This window comes from Rheinheimera soli (assembly GCF_021290985.1).
GTDB classification, from domain to species: domain Bacteria; phylum Pseudomonadota; class Gammaproteobacteria; order Enterobacterales; family Alteromonadaceae; genus Pararheinheimera; species Pararheinheimera soli.
In genome coordinates, this window is the sequence record NZ_JAJOYU010000042.1 from 12938 (window position 1) to 30164 (window position 17227).

18 protein-coding genes are annotated in these 17227 nt (G+C 47.2%); 3 read left to right on the forward strand and 15 right to left on the reverse strand.

Going from position 1 to position 17227, the window contains the following annotated elements; all coding sequences use genetic code 11:
- Nucleotides 1-18: 18 nt before the first annotated feature.
- From ispG to trmJ, 14 genes are all read right to left on the reverse strand, one after another.
- The gene (gene ispG / locus LSG37_RS19530) at nt 19-1134 is read right to left on the reverse strand and encodes a flavodoxin-dependent (E)-4-hydroxy-3-methylbut-2-enyl-diphosphate synthase (RefSeq protein WP_008900502.1); all 1116 of its coding nucleotides are present in this window, start codon (nt 1132-1134) and stop codon (nt 19-21) included.
- The gene (locus tag LSG37_RS19535; RefSeq protein WP_233081639.1) at nt 1134-2228 is read right to left on the reverse strand and encodes a RodZ domain-containing protein; all 1095 of its coding nucleotides are present in this window, start codon (nt 2226-2228) and stop codon (nt 1134-1136) included. The genes ispG and LSG37_RS19535 overlap by 1 nt, the downstream gene beginning before the upstream one ends.
- Nucleotides 2225-3637, reverse strand: a complete 1413-nt coding sequence (gene pilW / locus LSG37_RS19540) for a type IV pilus biogenesis/stability protein PilW (RefSeq protein ID WP_233081641.1) — start codon at nt 3635-3637, stop codon at nt 2225-2227. Before pilW ends, LSG37_RS19535 begins: the two co-directional genes overlap by 4 nt.
- A 23-nt stretch (nt 3638-3660) precedes the next feature.
- Complete coding sequence (gene rlmN, locus LSG37_RS19545; protein WP_233008350.1) at nt 3661-4785, reverse strand: dual-specificity RNA methyltransferase RlmN; 1125 nt, start codon at nt 4783-4785, stop codon at nt 3661-3663.
- 138 nt (nt 4786-4923) lie between these two features.
- The gene (gene ndk, locus LSG37_RS19550; RefSeq protein WP_233081643.1) at nt 4924-5355 is read right to left on the reverse strand and encodes a nucleoside-diphosphate kinase; all 432 of its coding nucleotides are present in this window, start codon (nt 5353-5355) and stop codon (nt 4924-4926) included.
- A 181-nt stretch (nt 5356-5536) separates the two neighbouring features.
- The gene (gene fdx, locus LSG37_RS19555) at nt 5537-5875 is read right to left on the reverse strand and encodes an ISC system 2Fe-2S type ferredoxin (protein ID WP_008900497.1); all 339 of its coding nucleotides are present in this window, start codon (nt 5873-5875) and stop codon (nt 5537-5539) included.
- Between the two features lies 1 nt (nt 5876).
- Complete coding sequence (gene hscA / locus LSG37_RS19560; RefSeq protein WP_233081644.1) at nt 5877-7733, reverse strand: Fe-S protein assembly chaperone HscA; 1857 nt, start codon at nt 7731-7733, stop codon at nt 5877-5879.
- Nucleotides 7734-7741: 8 nt separating this feature from the next.
- Complete coding sequence (gene hscB, locus LSG37_RS19565; protein ID WP_233081646.1) at nt 7742-8263, reverse strand: co-chaperone HscB; 522 nt, start codon at nt 8261-8263, stop codon at nt 7742-7744.
- 12 nt (nt 8264-8275) lie between these two features.
- Nucleotides 8276-8599: an iron-sulfur cluster assembly protein IscA gene (gene iscA, locus LSG37_RS19570; protein ID WP_233081649.1), complete on the reverse strand. Its 324-nt coding sequence runs from the start codon at nt 8597-8599 to the stop codon at nt 8276-8278.
- A gap of 3 nt (nt 8600-8602) precedes the next feature.
- Nucleotides 8603-8986 (reverse strand): Fe-S cluster assembly scaffold IscU, encoded by a 384-nt coding sequence (gene iscU, locus LSG37_RS19575; protein WP_127025628.1) that lies wholly within the window; start codon nt 8984-8986, stop codon nt 8603-8605.
- Nucleotides 8987-9015: 29 nt separating this feature from the next.
- Entirely contained in the window at nt 9016-10230 is a 1215-nt protein-coding gene (locus LSG37_RS19580; RefSeq protein ID WP_233081650.1) for an IscS subfamily cysteine desulfurase, read from the reverse strand.
- A gap of 19 nt (nt 10231-10249) precedes the next feature.
- Nucleotides 10250-10732, reverse strand: a complete 483-nt coding sequence (gene iscR / locus LSG37_RS19585; RefSeq protein WP_233008344.1) for a Fe-S cluster assembly transcriptional regulator IscR — start codon at nt 10730-10732, stop codon at nt 10250-10252.
- A gap of 144 nt (nt 10733-10876) precedes the next feature.
- Nucleotides 10877-11686, reverse strand: a complete 810-nt coding sequence (cysE, locus tag LSG37_RS19590; protein WP_233081653.1) for a serine O-acetyltransferase — start codon at nt 11684-11686, stop codon at nt 10877-10879.
- Nucleotides 11687-11702: 16 nt separating this feature from the next.
- Nucleotides 11703-12428 carry a tRNA (cytosine(32)/uridine(32)-2'-O)-methyltransferase TrmJ gene (trmJ, locus tag LSG37_RS19595; RefSeq protein ID WP_233081654.1) on the reverse strand — a complete coding sequence of 242 codons (726 nt, stop codon included), beginning with the start codon at nt 12426-12428 and terminating at the stop codon, nt 11703-11705.
- A 259-nt stretch (nt 12429-12687) separates the two neighbouring features.
- Between trmJ and LSG37_RS19600 the strand changes: the two genes are divergently transcribed.
- Together LSG37_RS19600 and purD are read left to right on the forward strand one after the other, a co-directional pair.
- Nucleotides 12688-13512, forward strand: coding sequence for a class I SAM-dependent methyltransferase (locus tag LSG37_RS19600; protein WP_233081656.1), 825 nt, complete (start codon nt 12688-12690; stop codon nt 13510-13512).
- 75 nt (nt 13513-13587) lie between these two features.
- On the forward strand, nt 13588-14874 hold the full coding sequence (gene purD, locus LSG37_RS19605) for a phosphoribosylamine--glycine ligase (RefSeq protein ID WP_233081658.1): 1287 nt from the start codon (nt 13588-13590) through the stop codon (nt 14872-14874).
- Here the strand turns inward: purD and LSG37_RS19610 are convergent, their stop codons facing one another.
- Entirely contained in the window at nt 14875-15339 is a 465-nt protein-coding gene (locus LSG37_RS19610) for a hypothetical protein (protein ID WP_233081659.1), read from the reverse strand.
- A gap of 89 nt (nt 15340-15428) precedes the next feature.
- Here LSG37_RS19610 and LSG37_RS19615 point away from each other — a divergent pair, with 89 nt between their 5' ends.
- Nucleotides 15429-17204: an ExeM/NucH family extracellular endonuclease gene (locus LSG37_RS19615; RefSeq protein ID WP_233081660.1), complete on the forward strand. Its 1776-nt coding sequence runs from the start codon at nt 15429-15431 to the stop codon at nt 17202-17204.
- Nucleotides 17205-17227: the final 23 nt, after the last annotated feature.

Below are 17227 nucleotides of genomic sequence, written 5' to 3' on the forward strand. Positions count from 1 at the left end.
ATGATGCAGCGAAGCTACTCAATCCAGCTGTTTAATTTCAATCAGTCGTTTTTGCTCTGCCAGATACAATCGGATCTGGGCTTCTAATTGCTCTGCGACAGTGTTGTTATCAATGCGTAATTTCTGCCGCTGACCTTTGAGGTAAAACCCACTCATGCGGTTTGCCCCTGCCACACCTAAATCGGAGATCAAGGCTTCACCAGGGCCATTGACGACACAACCAATCACAGAAACAGTGACAGGGTCGATAATATCTTCCAGTCGTTGTTCCAGTTCATTCATGGTTTTAATGACATCAAATTCCTGACGGGAACAACTTGGGCAGGCAATAAAGTTAACGCCGCGGGAACGAATGCGCAGTGATTTTAAAATATCAAAACCCACTTTCACTTCTTCCACCGGATCGGCGGCCAGTGAAATACGCAAGGTATCGCCTATGCCTTCAGATAACAGCATGCCAAGACCAATAGCAGATTTCACTGAACCAGCACGAGCACCGCCTGCTTCAGTAATACCTAAATGCAGCGGTTGTTTGATTTGTTTCGCCAGTAAACGATAAGCACCTACAGCCAAAAACACATCGGAGGCTTTGACACTGACTTTAAACTGGTCGAAGTTCAGTCTGTCCAAAATTTCGACATGACGCATGGCTGATTCCACCAGCGCTTCTGGTGTAGGTTCGCCATACTTTTCCTGCAAATCTGCTTCCAGCGAACCGCCATTGACCCCAATACGGATAGGAATGTTTTTATCGCGGGCCGCTTCAACCACAGACCGAATACGGTCTTCACGACCTATATTACCCGGGTTAATGCGCAAACAGTCGACACCATACTCCGCCACTTTTAGCGCAATACGGTAATCAAAATGAATATCGGCCACCAACGGAATAGGCGATTGCTGTTTGATCAGCTTAAAGGCTTCCGCCGCTTCCATCGTCGGCACAGACACCCGCACTAAATCAGCACCAGCTTTTGCTATCGCATGAATTTGTGCCACTGTCGCTGCGACATCTGTGGTTTTGGTATTGGTCATCGACTGTACTGCAATAGGGGCATCACCACCTATCAGTACATTACCCACTTTAATTTGGGTGGACTGACGTCTTTTAATAGGATTTTCTGCGTAACTCATCAGTTTTGTCCGAGGGTTAACCGGGCGACCCGACCTGTTGGATAACCAGACAGATCGATGGCTTCGCCATTAAAGCTAAGAGTGGCTGCTGCTGCATTGCCTAATAAAACTTTGACTGGTGCTACACCACTTAAATTTAATTGTTCACCAGCTTGCCTGCTGCCAAACACCAAACGTTTGCCAGTAGCGTCCACCACATCGACCCAACATTCTGCAGTTAATGACAAGCTGATGCTGGCATTGGCCGCAGCATCTGTGGTTGCTGTGGTTTGAGATTCTGTGATGGCTGTGACCGGAACATCCACTGCAGAAATATCTGTGGTTGTTACTTCAGGCGCTGGTGACACAGTTGAAGTGTCAGATTGCGACGCTTCAGTTTGTGGTACAGCAACTGGAGGTGGTACTTGTGGCTCAGTCTCAACAGGACTTGGTGCAGCTACTTGTTCTTGCACAGGCAACACTGGTGCATCTGTGGCAACAGTAGCTTGTGGCTGAGTACTTAATGCCGAAGTTTCTGTTGATGTTGGCGAATGATCGAGTTGAGTGACCGGAATTGAATTTTCTGCCTGCGCAGTCGGCTGATAAACTTCATTTTGTGTCGGCTGAGCTTCTTCGCTGGCCAACATAGTTTCATCTGTTTGGGCCATAGGCAACGCAGTACCTGATGCCGAACTGCCAAAACGACTTTGCCAGAACCCGACGACCAATAACACCACAAACACAAAAATGACAAAATAAGTCACCCAAATAAAGCGGTTCTCTGTAGCTTCTTTGGCGGTACGCTTAGAGAAACTGCGGGTCAGGCTTGGGATCTGGTGTAAACCTTTGGAGTTACTGCTGTACGCCTCCAGCACTTGCTGGGCTGGTATCTTCAGTAACTTGGCATAAGAGCGTAAATAACCCCGAACAAAAGTTGAGGACAGCTTGGCATCCACCTGATCCAGTTCAAGATCATCAATCAGGCTTTTACTTAAATTCAGTTGCTGTGCCACTTGCGCTACGGTCAGATTTTGTTGCTCTCTGGCCTGGCGTAGGGTTTGTCCTGCGCTTAAAGTTTGTCCTGCGCTACTGGGCTGCGTTAATTCAGTCGTCATAATTCTAATTGTGCCGGATCTTTTAAGTAGATAAATTGCCCAGCCCGTATCGGGCTTTGCTCAGTTAAGTTGTTCCATTGCAGCAGGCTGGTTAGTTTCACCCTGTAACGCATCGATATCCGGAATAAGGTGTCGCCATACTGGATTTGATAACGTTCTGGTACTTCAATTTGTGGTTCGGCTTGCCGGGGTGCTTGTTGTCCAATCCACAGGACCTGGCCCTTGACTATAGGCTGATTATCACGCAAAGAGTTCCAGCTGATTATATCGCTAATAGTAACACTGTAACGCTCTGCTATGCCATACAAGGTTTCATCTTGTTGCACTTCGTGTTGCTTAACCTCTGTAGCAGCCGCAGCTTCTGTCACTTCAGGCTGATGATCGGACCCAGCAGATGCTGCCGCAGATTCTGTCGTCAGTTCTGTTAGGGTTAAGTTTTCAACTTCAGGCAAAGGTTCTGCAGCAGTTGCAGCGCTGAGTTGCGCCTCATCGCTGTGCTGCGCCACAGCTGCCGGAGGCTTTTTACGGGTGATTTTAATTTTGGGCTGCACCGCTCCTGCTTTTATTTGTTCCGCAGGTTGTTGCAGCAACTGCTGCTTATAGTCTTGTCTGAGCAAGCGGAATTCAGACTGGTTCAACTGGCCCTGACTAAAGAGCAGGGTTTCCTGACTTTGTGGATAAGTGGTCAGCAGCAACTGCTCTGCCGTTTGCATCCGGCTGTAATCTTGCTGTTCCTGCGCTATCAGATAGCCCAGCAACACAGAACGGGGCGAAATTTGTGACGCACTTTGCATTCGATCCAACAGCACCTGGGCTGCTGGTAAATCTGCCATCGCATAATTGACCGAAGCTAAGTTAAACAAAGCGCTGGGGCGACTGGAATTGTGTTTAATGGATAAGTCTAAGTAAGTTTTGGCCTGAATAAAGTCTTTTTGCTCTAAGCGGCACAAGGCGATATTTTCATAGCTGTCAGCGGCGCGGATGTAACCAGGGCGGCTTATCGCCTGTAACAGTAACTGCTCGGCTTGAGCATACTTACCGCGCTGGCATAAAAAAGCGCCGTAGTTGTTATAGGAGTCAGCGTTGTTGGGTTCAAGCTCTATGGCTGTTTTGTAGGAGTTTTCGGCGGCTTCAAATTCAGCCACTTGCTGATAATAATAAGCCATGGCGTTATGCACTTCGGCCAATTCAGGCGCTAAGCTTTTGGCTTTTTCCAGATTAAACTTGGCCTGGGCATTATCGCCCCGTTGCAGGTAGTTAATGCCAAGAGCTATGCGGGTGCGGGCAGCTTCCTTTTGATCCATCTTGGGACGAATTTGCCGGTCACTGCCCACTACTGTGGTTTCAGTGACACAAGCTGCCAACTGTAAACTGAAAACAACACAAGCAAGAAGCCTGAGTTTTTGCATAGGGGTACCAGTTGAATGGAGTGTTACACCATTTTTACTGAAATCTCCTGACCTTTCATCTGTTTTTTTTCTAAACGCTTGGTACGGTCAATTACATCACCCACTAACTGACCACAAGCAGCGTCAATATCGTCGCCGCGGGTCTTGCGCACCATCACTGTATAACCATGTTCCTGCAGCACTTTATTAAAACGGTCGATGCGGGAATTGCTTGAACGTTTGTACGGTGAACCAGGGTATGGGTTGAATGGGATCAGGTTCACTTTGGATGGCGTGCCTTTGAGAGCATGCGCCAGTTCATGGGCTTGTTCCATGCTGTCGTTGACGCCATCCAGCATCACGTATTCGACTGTAACTTTATCGTTAGCACGTGAATCTGTGACATAACGCTTCGCCGCAGCCAGGAATTCTTCCATAGGGTATTTTTTATTAACAGGCACTAATTCATCACGCAGCGTGTTATTCGGCGCGTGTAAAGAAATAGCCAAGGCCACATCAATACGCTCTTTCAGCATATCTAAGGCTGGTACTACACCTGAGGTACTTAAAGTGACACGGCGTTTGGATAAACCAAAACCAAAGTCTTCCAGCATCAGCTCCATGGCAGGCACTACGTTGTTGAGATTCAGCAAAGGCTCACCCATGCCCATCATCACCACGTTGGTGACTGGTTTTTCGCCTGTATCGCCGTAGCTGCCGATGATTTGAGCTACACGCCAGACCTGGCCAATAATTTCAGATACTTTCAAATTGCGGTTAAAACCCTGCTGAGCTGTAGAACAAAAAGTACATTCTAAAGCACAGCCAACCTGCGAAGACACACATAAAGTGCGGCGGTCTTTTTCCGGGATCCAGACAGTTTCCACTTCCTGACCACCAACCAAACCCATCACAAACTTAATAGTGCCATCGGCGCTGTCCTGACGAGTCACCACAACTGGTGCTGCAATCACGGCTTTTTCTTTTAATTTGTCACGCAACTTCTTGTTGATGTTGGTCATTTTATCAAAGTCATCGATGCAGAAATGGTAGATCCATTTCATCACCTGATCGGCTCTGAAGCCTGCTTCACCAATAGAGACAAAAAACTCCTTCATCTGGGTACGGGTCAGATCAAGCAGATTGACTTTGTTTTCTGTTTGGCTCATTTGGGCTTTTCCTCACAACATAGATAGATAAAAAATAGGACAGTTTAAATAGATAGAAAGGGAGCTAAGCTCCCTTTTACTATTCATCGTCCCTGTGGATCAGTTTAATTCGTTAAACTTTTCCTAAACCCGTTAAAATTAACGAGTACGGGCACAGAGTTCAGCTTCAGTGAAGAAGAACGCGATTTCACGGGCAGCAGAAGCAGCAGCGTCTGAACCGTGAACAGCGTTTTCGTCAATGCTTGCAGCGTAGTCAGCACGTAAAGTACCGGCAGCAGCATCTTTAGGGTTAGTAGCACCCATGATTTCACGGTTTTTACGAACAGCGTCTTCGCCTTCTAAAACCTGAACCATTACTGGGCCAGATGTCATGAAAGATACTAAAGCGTTGAAGAATGGACGCTCTTTGTGCTCACCGTAGAAGCCTTCAGCCTGTTCACGGCTTAAGTGCAGCATTTTGGCAGCAACAATACGTAAACCTGCAGACTCAAAACGGTGATAGATAGCGCCGATGTGGTTCTTTGCTACTGCATCTGGTTTTACGATTGAAAAAGTACGTTCTAAAGCCATGACAGACTCCTGTAATCAAAAGGGTGAATAAATTTAAGGCCGCGAATTATACGCTAACGAAAATAAAAAACCTATTTTTTCTAAATACAGAGGATAAAGCTCTTATTTTGTGATCAGAACCAGTGCTGCAACTAGTAAAAAAGCAGCTCGAAGCTGCTTTCTTTGTATCACCAGACCAGACTTAATGCCCTTCGCTGACCATATTGACTGTGTATTTAGGGATTTCGACTGTTAAATCTTCATCCGCTATACGAGCCTGACAACCTAAACGTGAGTCTGGCTCTAAACCCCAGGCTTTATCAAGCATATCGTCTTCCAGCTCATCGCTAGGGTTCAGAGAGCGGAAGCCTTCGCGCACTATGACGTGGCAGGTAGTACAGGCACAGGACTTTTCGCAGGCATGTTCAATAGAGATACCACAACGAAGTGCCACATCAAGCACAGTTTCACCTGTTTGGGCTTCAACTGCGACACCTTCAGGACATAATTGTGCATGGGGTAAAAAGATGATTTGTGGCATATCAGACCTCGTCGACCTTATGACCTTGCAATGCCTTACGGATAGATATATCCATACGGCGCGCTGCAAACTCATCCGTTATATGATTGGTATGTTCAATGGCGGCTTTAATAGCGGCCGTGTTGTCGCCTTGTTTCACTGTCGCAAGTTCAGCAAGGGCTTGTTCTACACTTAATTTTTCTTCTGCAGTTAACAATGCAGCATCGGCATTTAAGGCCGCACTAACAGCTTCCAATACCCGTTCTGCTTCTACTTGTTGCTCTTTTAACAAGCGCAGCTGCATATCCTGTTTGGCATACAACATAGAGCTTTGGATCATGGTCGCAACCTGATCGTCACTTAAACCGTAGGAAGGTTTCACCTGAATACTGGCGCTGACTCCTGTCGATTTCTCTTGTGCTGTGACACTTAATAAACCGTCAGCATCCACCTGAAAAGTCACCCGAATATGAGCGCCACCAGCGGCCATAGCCGGAATATTGGTCAGGTCAAAACGGGCTAAAGAACGACAAGCATCCACCAGTTCACGTTCGCCTTGCAGCACGTGGATAGCCATAGCGGTCTGGCCATCTTTAAAGGTGGTAAATTCCTGAGCACGGGCCACAGGGATCACTGTGTTACGTGGAATAATTTTTTCCACTAAGCCACCCATAGTCTCCAAACCTAAAGACAGAGGTATTACATCAAGCAGCAAGGTATCGTGATCAGATTTATTACCGACCAGCACGTTGGCCTGAATAGCAGCACCTATGGCTACTACTTTATCCGGGTCTATCGACGTTAAAGGCTCTGCGGCAAAAAACTCCGCCACAGCGCTTCGCACTAATGGCACGCGGGTAGAACCACCGACCATTACCACTTGTTGAATTTCTTCGGTATCTAAACCGGCATCACGCAGCACTTGTTTACAAGCGCGAATAGTCTTGCGTACTAAAGGCTGAATTAAGGCATCAAAATCAGCACGACTGATTTGGCCTTTAAATTCACCTGAAGCTAAAGGCAGGACAAAATCCAGTTGCTCTGTAGCGCTTAAGTTTTCTTTGATTTGACGGGCGCTCACCAGATACTGGCGCAGCTCTGAATGCGAAAGTGTACTTTGGCCCGTTTGCTGCTGTAACCAGTTGACTAAAGTGTGATCAAAATCATCCCCGCCTAAAGCCGAGTCGCCGCCCGTGGCCAGTACTTCAAACACGCCACGCTTTAAACGCAGGATAGAGATATCAAAAGTGCCACCACCTAAGTCGTAAACTGCAACCACACCTTCCTGACCTGAATCCAGGCCATAAGCTAAAGCGGCTGCTGTAGGCTCGTTTAATAGACGTAATACGTTCAGGCCAGCAAGCTTGGCGGCGTCTTTGGTCGCCTGGCGCTGTGAGTCATCAAAATACGCAGGCACAGTAATAACCACACCTGTTAGCTCGCCACCTAAGGTCTGGCTTGCTGTGTCGGCTAAAGTCGCCAGAATTTCAGCTGAGACTTCCACCGGGTTTTTAATGCCCTGAATGGTGTTAATAGCCACTAAACCTGATTGGTCTACCAGCTCGTACGGAATATGTTCAGCATCGGCGTTGATTTCAGCAAAACCACGGCCCATTAAACGCTTGACCGACACTATGGTGTTGTGTGGATCCAGCACAGCATCCGCTGCTGCGGCATGACCGACTATGACGTTATCTTTGGTGTAACGCACCACAGAAGGCACCATGTCCTGACCCGCTTTATTAAACAGCGTTTTGGCTTCGCCACTGCGAACAGTAGCAACCAGCGAATTGGTGGTACCGAGATCAATACCTGCGGCTAACTTGTGCTGATGTGGAGCCGCGCTTTGACCGGGCTCTGCAATTTGTAATAACGCCATGCTGCTCTTTAATCTTGTGTTTGTTCAATCAGCTCCAGCTCATGCTGTAGCTTAAAGAAAAATTTGAGTTTGCGGATTATATCAGCCGCCTGATGATCATGCTCAGGGTTGTTGGCATCCAGTGCCGATTGCAACTGTCGTAATAAAGCTTTTTTCTGCTGCTGAATTTGCTGATCGGCTTCGTCAATTAATGCATCAGGATCAGCGGCGTCGCTAATTTCTGCCAGCAACTCACGTAATTCCATTTGCTGCATTAAAAACGCAGGCTCCATAAAACTGCGCTGCTCGTTACTGATTTTTAAACCTCGTAACGCCAGTAAATGTTCGGCACGTAACAGCGGCTGTTTTAAGCTGTGATACGCATCGTTGATATTGGCTGCTTGTTGCACCGCCATCAGTTTATCGCGCTCTGAACCCGCCGCATGTTTATCAGGATGAAACTGACGCTGCAATTCCAGATAACGAGTACCTAATTCAGTCAAATCCAGCTCGAACTGAGCTGGCAGATGAAAAAGCTGAAAGTAATTCATCTGCGCCCTTCGTTAAACGGTGAAGCTTTCGCCACAACCACATTCGCCATTGACGTTGGGGTTGTTAAACTGGAACCCTTCGTTTAAACCTTCTTTGACAAAATCAAGCTGAGTGCCGTCGATATAAACCAGGCTTTTACCGTCAACGATGAGTTTCAGATCGTTGTATTCAAACACCTGATCGTCATCGTTTAAATCGTCAACAAACTCCAGCACATAAGCTAAACCTGAACAGCCTGTGGTTTTTACCCCCACACGCAAGCCAAGGCCTTTGCCTCTGTTGGCCAGGAAGCTTCTGACGCGATCCGCTGCCGCTGGTGTCATTGAAATAGCCATAACTTAGTTCCCGTGACGTTGTTTGTAATCAGCAATGGCTGCTTTGATTGCATCTTCCGCCAGAATAGAGCAGTGGATTTTTACCGGAGGTAAAGCCAGTTCCTGAGCTATATCGGTGTTTTTAATTAAAGCAGCTTCGTCGATGCTTTTGCCTTTCACCCATTCAGTGACTAATGAGCTGGATGCAATAGCGCTGCCACAGCCATAAGTCTTGAACTTGGCATCTTCAATAATGCCCTGGTCATTAATTTTTAACTGTAACTTCATCACGTCACCACAAGCCGGTGCGCCAACCATACCTGTAGCTATAGTTGGGTCGTCTTTAGCGAATGAACCGACGTTACGCGGGTTTTCGTAATGGTCTATGACCTTAGTGCTGTATGCCATGATTCGTGCCCTCTAATCCTGCAAATAACTTAGTGTGCAACCCAGGCTACGCTGCCTAAATCCACGCCGTCTTTGTACATTTCCCACAGAGGTGACATGTCGCGTAATTTACCAATGGCGTCATGCACAATCTTAATGGTGTGATCAATTTGCTCTTCCGTCGTGTAACGGCCGATGCTGAAACGAATAGAACTGTGTGCCAGCTCGTCGGTTAAACCTAAAGCACGTAATACGTACGAAGGTTCCAGACTGGCTGAAGTACAAGCTGAACCTGAGGATACGGCGATGTCTTTTAACGCCATAATCAGAGACTCACCTTCAACATAGTTAAAGCTAACGTTGGTAATACCTGGCACACGTTGCACAGCATCACCATTTAAAAACACCTGTTCGATGTCTTTAATACCATCCAGCAGGCGGTCACGTAACACAGCAACACGTTCACGCTCAGCGTGCATTTCTTCTTTGGCAATACGGAAAGCTTCACCCATAGCCACAATCTGGTGCGTAGCTAAAGTGCCTGAACGCATACCACGCTCATGACCACCACCGTGCGTCTGAGCTTCTAAACGAATACGTGGCTTACGGCGCACATACAAAGCGCCAATACCTTTTGGACCATAAGTTTTGTGGCCTGAGAACGACATCAGATCCACTTTTAGGGTTTCTAAATCAATATCCACTTTGCCTGTAGCCTGAGCTGCATCGACATGGAAAATAATACCTTTGCTGCGGCAAAGCTCGCCAATAGCAGCGATGTCCTGAATCACACCAATTTCGTTGTTGACGAACATGATGCTGATGACAGTGGTATCAGGACGGATAGCAGCAGTTAACTTGTCTAAGTCAACTAAACCACTGGCTTCCACATCCAGATAAGTCACTTCAAAACCTTCACGTTCCAAAGCGCGCATAGCATCCAGCACAGCTTTGTGTTCAGTTTTGACAGTGATCAGGTGTTTACCTTTTTTATGGTAAAACTGAGCTGCGCCTTTGATAGCTAAGTTGTTTGATTCGGTCGCGCCTGACGTGAATACAATTTCACGTGGGTCGGCGTTGACCAGTTCGGCAATTTGCGCTCGGGCAATTTCTACCGCTTCTTCTGCCTGCCAGCCGAACTTGTGCGAACGTGACGCCGGATTACCAAAAGAACCATCCATAGTCAAAAATTGCATCAGTTTTTCGGCCACCCGCGGATCAACCGGGGTTGTGGCTGCATAGTCTAAATAAATAGGTAGCTTCATTTTTTGCTCCGGCTTTTGCCTACAACTGGCAACTGACTTCGATTTCAGTTGCTGGATTTTTTAACACACGGCCATCTTGCCGTTTCGCCACTTTTTTCACTTCATTCTGGCGAACCAGCTCACCTAAGGTGATGCCGGTGAGGAAGTCTTCGATACGATCGCTTAAGTCTGTCCATAAGGTATGGGTTAGACATTTAGCGCCGCTTTGACAATCAGATTTACCCTGACAGCGTGTGGCATCTACGGACTCATCGACCGCACTGATCACAGCGGACACCGATATTTGCATCGGGTCCAAGCCCAACTGGTAACCACCACCAGGACCACGCACGCTGCTAACCAGACCTTGTTTACGTAAACGGGCAAACAGTTGTTCAAGGTAAGACAGGGAAATCCCCTGCCGTTCAGAGATATCCGCCAATGATACCGGGCCAGATTCTGCATGTAATGCAACATCCAGCATAGCGGTCACAGCGTATCGGCCTTTTGAAGTTAAACGCATAACGGACTCCCTGAAACGAATGGCGCAAATTGTACATTCTTGACTGTTTTAGTCAAGTATTAATCCTACCGTTTTAGTCAGGTATTATCCGTTTAGGTTCAACTCTTTTTCCGATGAATTGGCCGGTTGTGCTTATCTGCGTTGTTAAATAGTCGGGTCAAAAGCGTCTACTGCTTTCTTACGTTGTTCAGCAGCGTCACGTTCGGCCTGAATAAAAGCTTCGTCTTCAATGGCAATTTCCGGCACGATTTCGCAGACGTTACCACCAAGCTTGTTGACGCTTTGGCACAGCTCCGTCACTTTGTTATCGAGAAAATGCATATGATCCAGCATCCTCCCCATAGCATTGGCCACTGGATCCGGGTTATCGCTGGAGACTGCATACGCATCAAAGCCAAACTTTTTCGCCATTTGCTGGCGCTGCTCAGTCAGTTCCATATCCTGTTTGGCGACAATACGCCCTGGAATACCCACTACAGTGGCGCCTGCCGGCACATCTTTTACCACCACGGCATTTGAACCTATGCGGGCAGATTCGCCAACATACAAAGGCCCTAAGATTTTTGCGCCAGCGCCTATGACGACACCATTGCCTAAAGTCGGGTGACGTTTGCCAGGATTCCAGCTGGTGCCACCTAAAGTCACACCATGGTACAAAGTGACGTCATCACCAATTTCAGCGGTTTCGCCTATCACCACGCCCATACCATGGTCGATAAAAAAGCGACGGCCAATTTTTGCGCCAGGGTGAATTTCAACCCCTGTTAACCAACGCGCTATGGTGCTTAAGAAACGCGCCAGCCATTTCCAATTGGCTAACCATAAGCGATGATTCATTCTGTGCCACCAAATGGCATGCAAACCAGGATAGTTAGTCAGTACTTCAAAAGCACTACGCGCCGCCGGGTCCCGCTCGAACACACTTTTAATGTCTTCTTTGATACCTGCAAACATCTTACAAATCCTATTTTTATTGAGGCTTGGTTGTGCGTTGAATCGAGGCCAGAATGCCACGCAAAATATTCAGTTCCTGATCATCAGGTCTGGAACGAGCAAATAAACGACGCAAACGCGCCATCACAATGCCTGGGTGCTGCTTAATAATAAAACCTGTATCACTTAAGGTTTGTTCCAGATGAACATAAAACTTCTCCATCTGGTCTATTTCTGGATAGACAGTTAAATCCGCTTCGGGGGTTTTATCCTGTTGCGCTAAAAAGGCGACCCGAACTTCATAAGCAATAATCTGCACAGCCATAGCTAAATTCAGAGAGCTGTATTCAGGATTGGCAGGAATACAGACATGGTAATTACACATTTGCAGCTCTTCGTTGGTCAGGCCATTGTTTTCACGACCGAACACCAGAGCTACAGGTTTTTGTGTGGCTTCCAGCACAGCTTTTTCGCCGCATTCACGCGGCTCCAGCATAGGCCAGGATAAAGTGCGGGAACGAGCGCTGCTGCCAACCACTAAACCACAATCTGCAATAGCCTGCTCTAAAGTCTCTACCACTTGTGCATTAGCCAGAATATCACTGGCGCCTGCTGATAACGCATAAGCCTGACCATCTGGTAATTCTTTTGGTGATACCAGCACCAGCTTGCTCAGGCCCATAGTTTTCATAGCGCGGGCAACTGAACCTATGTTTCCGGTATGAGAGGTACCCACTAACACAATTCGGATGTGCTCTAACATGCCAGCTCCAGCTTATACTTATAAGAGAAACCTGTTACTGTTCTGAAGCCATCTTCAGCAAGGCAACAAGCTTAAAAATTCAAGGGGCGGCATTTTATCACAGCATATAATTTTTGTTGATTGAAATTTGGCAGTCCAGCCATCTGAAATTTTTAGTGCAGATTACATCCCACAAATACGACCGCTGGTGATTTCTGACTGCAAAAGCCTTTGTGCTTTGCTACACTAGCGCCGGTTTTTAACTCAGAAGGATCGTGTTATGAAGGCGTTATCGCAATTCGTTTTAGCATCCAGTTTAGTGCTTAGCCAGTTTTCTTTTGCAAACACTGATACCACAGCTTTACAGCAGGCGGTGCAAAACCCTGCCCGCTCTGAAGCCAATAAAGCACGTGATCAATACAGAAACCCTGTTGAAACCCTACATTTTTTTGGGGTGACACCACAAAGTACTGTGGTAGAAATATCACCAGGTGGTGGCTGGTACACTGAAATTCTGGCTCCGTTACTCGCCAAAGAAGGCAAGTACTACGCAGCTCATTTTCCGGCTAACAGCACCTCTGAATACGCAACACGCAACCTGAAAGCTTTTAAAGAAAAGCTTGCCTCTAATGAAGCTTATAAAAACGTGGTCGTGACCGAATTCTCTCCTTTACCAGACCAGCAAGTAGCTCCAGCCAACAGTGCTGATGTAGTACTGACCTTCCGCAACCTGCACAACTGGTATATGCAAAAAGGTGAACAAGGCACGATCGATGCTTTTAAATCCTTTTACGCGGCTTTAAAGCCGGGTGGTGTGTTAGGCGTAGTGGAACACCGTTTACCTGAAGATAAAAAATCAGCTGACTGGTTAAAATCAGGCTATTTCCCACAAAGTTTAGCTGTTGAGTTGGCGCAAAAAGCTGGTTTTGTCTTAGAGCAGAGCAGCGAAATTAACGCCAATCCAAAAGATACAGCAGACCATCCAGGTGGCGTCTGGACTTTGCCTCCTACTCTGTCACAAAAAGAGCAGGACAAAGACAAGTACCTGGCCATTGGTGAAAGTGACCGTATGACTCTGAAATTCCGCAAACCAGCAGCCAAATAGGCTGCTGTTTGTTTTAGTCACACTGATTTTTTAGTTTTTGATATTTTTTATTTTTTGATTAGGGCGAGACTGACGATGAAAGTATTAGTAATAGGTGGTGGTGGTCGTGAACATGCTCTGGCATGGAAAGCAGCACAATCGGCTCATGTGACACAAGTCTTTGTAGCTCCGGGCAACGCAGGTACTGCGCTCGAAGCGAATCTGACCAACGTGGCTATTGCAGCAGACGATGTGCCAGCCCTGACCGCTTTTGCCAAAAGCGAAGGCATAGCTTTGACTATAGTGGGTCCTGAAGCACCACTAGCCAAAGGTGTGGTTGATACCTTCCGTCAGCAGGGTCTGGCTATTTTTGGCCCGACCCAAGCCTCTGCTCAGTTAGAAAGCTCGAAAGCTTTTGCCAAAGACTTTTTAGCCCGTCATAAAATTCCAACTGCATCTTACGCCAACTTTACTGACATAGAGCCGGCTAAAGCTTATGTCAAAGCAAATGGCACTCCTATTGTGATCAAGGCCGATGGCTTAGCTGCAGGCAAAGGCGTGATTATCGCCCAGACTGAAGCTGAAGCTTTTGCTGCCATTGACGATATGCTTGCTGGTAATAAGTTCGGTTCTGCCGGCAGCCGTGTAGTGATTGAAGAGTTTTTAACAGGTGAAGAAGCCTCCTTTATTGTGATGGTGGATGGCACTCATGCCTTAGCTTTTGCTTCATCTCAGGATCACAAAGCCCGTGATGACGGCGACAAAGGCCCAAATACCGGTGGTATGGGCGCTTATTCCCCTGCTCCAGTAGTAACACCAGCAGTGCATGATTGGGTGATGCAAAACGTCATTTACCCAACAGTGAATGGTATGGCGTCTGAAGGCCATATCTACACAGGTTTCCTCTATGCAGGTTTGATGGTATCGCCTGATGGCACTTGTAAAGTACTGGAATTTAACTGTCGTTTTGGTGACCCTGAAACTCAGCCTATTATGATGCGTTTGCAATCCGATTTAGTCGAGCTGTGTCAGGCTGCTGTGGAAGGTAAATTAGCCCAACAAGAAATTAAATTCGACAGCCGTGCCGCTGTAGGTGTAGTGCTGGCCGCAGGTGGTTATCCGGATGATTACCGCAAAGGTGATGTGATTTCGGGTTTACCAACAGAAGACAGCCGCGAAGCCAAAGTATTCCACGCTGGCACAGTCTTAAAAGACGGTCAGGTGCTGACAGCTGGTGGCCGTGTATTGTGCGCTACAGCTTTGGGCGCTAATGTCACAGAGGCACAAAAAGCAGCCTACGAGCTAACCGACAAGGTGCAGTGGGACGGCGTCTTCAGTCGTAGAGATATTGGCTATCGTGCAATCAAACGTGAAAACAGCTGATTAGATTGATATCAGACAAGGGCGCCGTTGTGGCGCCTTTTTTATTCGCTGCCATCCATGGTGCTCACACTTAGGGCCATCGTCGCTGCGCTCCAATGTTAAAAATTGCTCCCGGCAATTTTTTATTCGCTGCCATCCATGGCGCTCACCCTTAGGGCCATCGTCGCTGCGCTTCAATGTTAAAAATTGCTCCGGGCAATTTTTTATTCGCTGCCATCCATGGCGCTCACCCTTAGGGCCATCGTCGCTGCGCTTCAATGTTAAAAATTGCTCCGGGCAATTTTTTATTCGCTGCCATCCATGGTGCTCACCCTTAGGGCCATCGTCGCTGCGTTCCAATGTTAAAAATTGCTCCGGGCAATTTTTTATTCGCTGCCATCCATGGCGCTTACCCTTCGGGCCATCGTCGCTGCGCTCCAATGTTAAAAATTGCTCCGGGCAATTTTTTATTTCATCGCCATTCACAGCAATTTCATACGAAATTCAACGATTTGCCCTTGTAGATTTTTCTGGGTGCCTTAGGCTGTACAGATCTGTTTTAAAGGACACTTTTGATGAAATTATCCATTTTTACTTTACTGGTGCTAACTACTGGTTCATTTGCTGTTTCTGCCGCTTGCAACACAGAAACCACTATTGCAGCAATTCAGGGCGATGCGAAGCAAAGTCCGCTGTTAAACAAAACTGTGTCTACATCAGGTGTAGTCACTGCTGTATTGTATCCGGGCAGCAAAGCAGCTGGTGTTTTGATCCAAAGCCTGACCCCTGATACCAACCCAAAAACCAGTGACGCCTTATTTATTGCTGATAAAAAGCTGGTTCAACAGGCAAAAGCAGGTCAACAGCTTGAAGTCACAGGTAAAGTGGTCGAGCTAAACGGCATGACAGCTTTGGTGGATGTAAAAACCTCAGTCTGTGGTCAACAGGAAGCGCCAAAACCTGTAGTGGCAACATTGCCAGTAAAATCCAGACAAGACTGGGAAGCTTTGGAAGGTCAGTATTTGTCCTTTCCTCAAGCCTTAATAGTCAACGACACTTATCCGTTAGCACGTTATGGCGAAATTTTACTGGCCGATAAAAGACTCTGGATAGCCACCGAGCTGCACAGACCAGGTCAAGCAGCAAAGGCGTTGGAACAAAAGCAGAATTTAAGTCAGCTCTGGCTGGATGATGGGATTTTTGAGCAGAACCCTGATCCTGTGATCTTCCCTGACGGCAATTTATCAGCCAGTAATACTGTGCGGGTTGGCGATACAGTAAAAAACCTGCTGGGTTACCTGATTGAAACCAAACAAGGGTATCGTTTGGTGGCAGCGCAGCTTCCTGACTTTGTAGCAACCAATGCCCGGCCAGCAACACCTAAAGCCAAAGCCGCTGATCATATTCGGGTCGCGAGTTTTAACGTGCTGAACTTTTTTACCGGCGAAACTGCTGCTAGCCCTTTCCCTACCCGCCGTGGTGCTACAAATGCAAATGAGCTGCAGCGCCAACAAGCCAAAATGATAGCGGCTTTGTCCGGTATGGATGCTGATGTCATTGGTTTGCTGGAAGTAGAAAATAACGGTTTTGATCAGCGCAGTGCTTTGGCTACTTTGGTCCGAGAGCTGAATAAAGCCTTAGGAGAGCAACGTTATGCATTTGTGCAGCCGCAACAGGCGTTAGGTGGTGACGCTATTAAAGTGGCTCTTATCTACAACCAACATAAAGTCACAGAAGCTGGCAAAGCAGTGATGATTGCAGAAGGCCCCTTTGCTTATGGTTCGAGAGCCCCTTTGACTCAGACATTTAAAGCAAAATCCACAGAAGGCCTTTTTACTGTCAGTGTGAATCACTTTAAATCCAAAGGCAGTTGCCCGGATGATAAAGCCGCTGTAGACAGTGGCAACAGGGATAACAAAGATGGTCAAAGCTGCTGGAATCAATCCCGTGTTGAGGCCTCCAACGCCTTATCTGCCTGGTTAAAGACTCAGCCAACTGGCGTCAATACACCTCATCAGCTGGTAATTGGCGATTTAAATGCCTACCGTCAGGAAGATCCGATTTATGCACTGGAACAAGCAGGTTGGGTGCATCTGGCTCCCAAAGATGAAAGCGGGCATTATTCTTATGTGTTCAGAGGCCGCACAGGTTCATTGGATCATGCACTTGCCAGCAATACCATGGCAAAACAACTGACCTTATTCCAGCACTGGGCTATTAATGCCGACGAGCCAGCGGTACTTGATTACAACACTGAGTTTAAATCGGAAGCTCAGCAAAAAACCTTATACGCACCGGACCCATTCCGCTCATCGGATCATGACCCAGTGCTGATTGACTTTAAGTTTTAAACCTCTGGGTCAGAGCTGTTAGC

Coding starts and splice junctions, on each gene's coding strand:
- iscR (WP_233008344.1), bottom strand. CDS start 10,732: ATGCGTTTAACTTCAAAAGGCCGATACGCTGTGACCGCTATGCTGGAT.
- trmJ (WP_233081654.1), bottom strand. CDS start 12,428: ATGTTAGAGCACATCCGAATTGTGTTAGTGGGTACCTCTCATACCGGA.
- LSG37_RS19600 (WP_233081656.1), top strand. CDS start 12,688: ATGAAGGCGTTATCGCAATTCGTTTTAGCATCCAGTTTAGTGCTTAGC.
- iscU (WP_127025628.1), bottom strand. CDS start 8,986: ATGGCATACAGCACTAAGGTCATAGACCATTACGAAAACCCGCGTAAC.
- cysE (WP_233081653.1), bottom strand. CDS start 11,686: ATGTTTGCAGGTATCAAAGAAGACATTAAAAGTGTGTTCGAGCGGGAC.
- rlmN (WP_233008350.1), bottom strand. CDS start 4,785: ATGAGCCAAACAGAAAACAAAGTCAATCTGCTTGATCTGACCCGTACC.
- hscA (WP_233081644.1), bottom strand. CDS start 7,733: ATGGCGTTATTACAAATTGCAGAGCCCGGTCAAAGCGCGGCTCCACAT.
- LSG37_RS19535 (WP_233081639.1), bottom strand. CDS start 2,228: ATGACGACTGAATTAACGCAGCCCAGTAGCGCAGGACAAACTTTAAGC.
- fdx (WP_008900497.1), bottom strand. CDS start 5,875: ATGCCACAAATCATCTTTTTACCCCATGCACAATTATGTCCTGAAGGT.
- LSG37_RS19615 (WP_233081660.1), top strand. CDS start 15,429: ATGAAATTATCCATTTTTACTTTACTGGTGCTAACTACTGGTTCATTT.
- iscA (WP_233081649.1), bottom strand. CDS start 8,599: ATGGCTATTTCAATGACACCAGCGGCAGCGGATCGCGTCAGAAGCTTC.
- hscB (WP_233081646.1), bottom strand. CDS start 8,263: ATGAATTACTTTCAGCTTTTTCATCTGCCAGCTCAGTTCGAGCTGGAT.
- ndk (WP_233081643.1), bottom strand. CDS start 5,355: ATGGCTTTAGAACGTACTTTTTCAATCGTAAAACCAGATGCAGTAGCA.
- ispG (WP_008900502.1), bottom strand. CDS start 1,134: ATGAGTTACGCAGAAAATCCTATTAAAAGACGTCAGTCCACCCAAATT.
- LSG37_RS19580 (WP_233081650.1), bottom strand. CDS start 10,230: ATGAAGCTACCTATTTATTTAGACTATGCAGCCACAACCCCGGTTGAT.
- pilW (WP_233081641.1), bottom strand. CDS start 3,637: ATGCAAAAACTCAGGCTTCTTGCTTGTGTTGTTTTCAGTTTACAGTTG.
- purD (WP_233081658.1), top strand. CDS start 13,588: ATGAAAGTATTAGTAATAGGTGGTGGTGGTCGTGAACATGCTCTGGCA.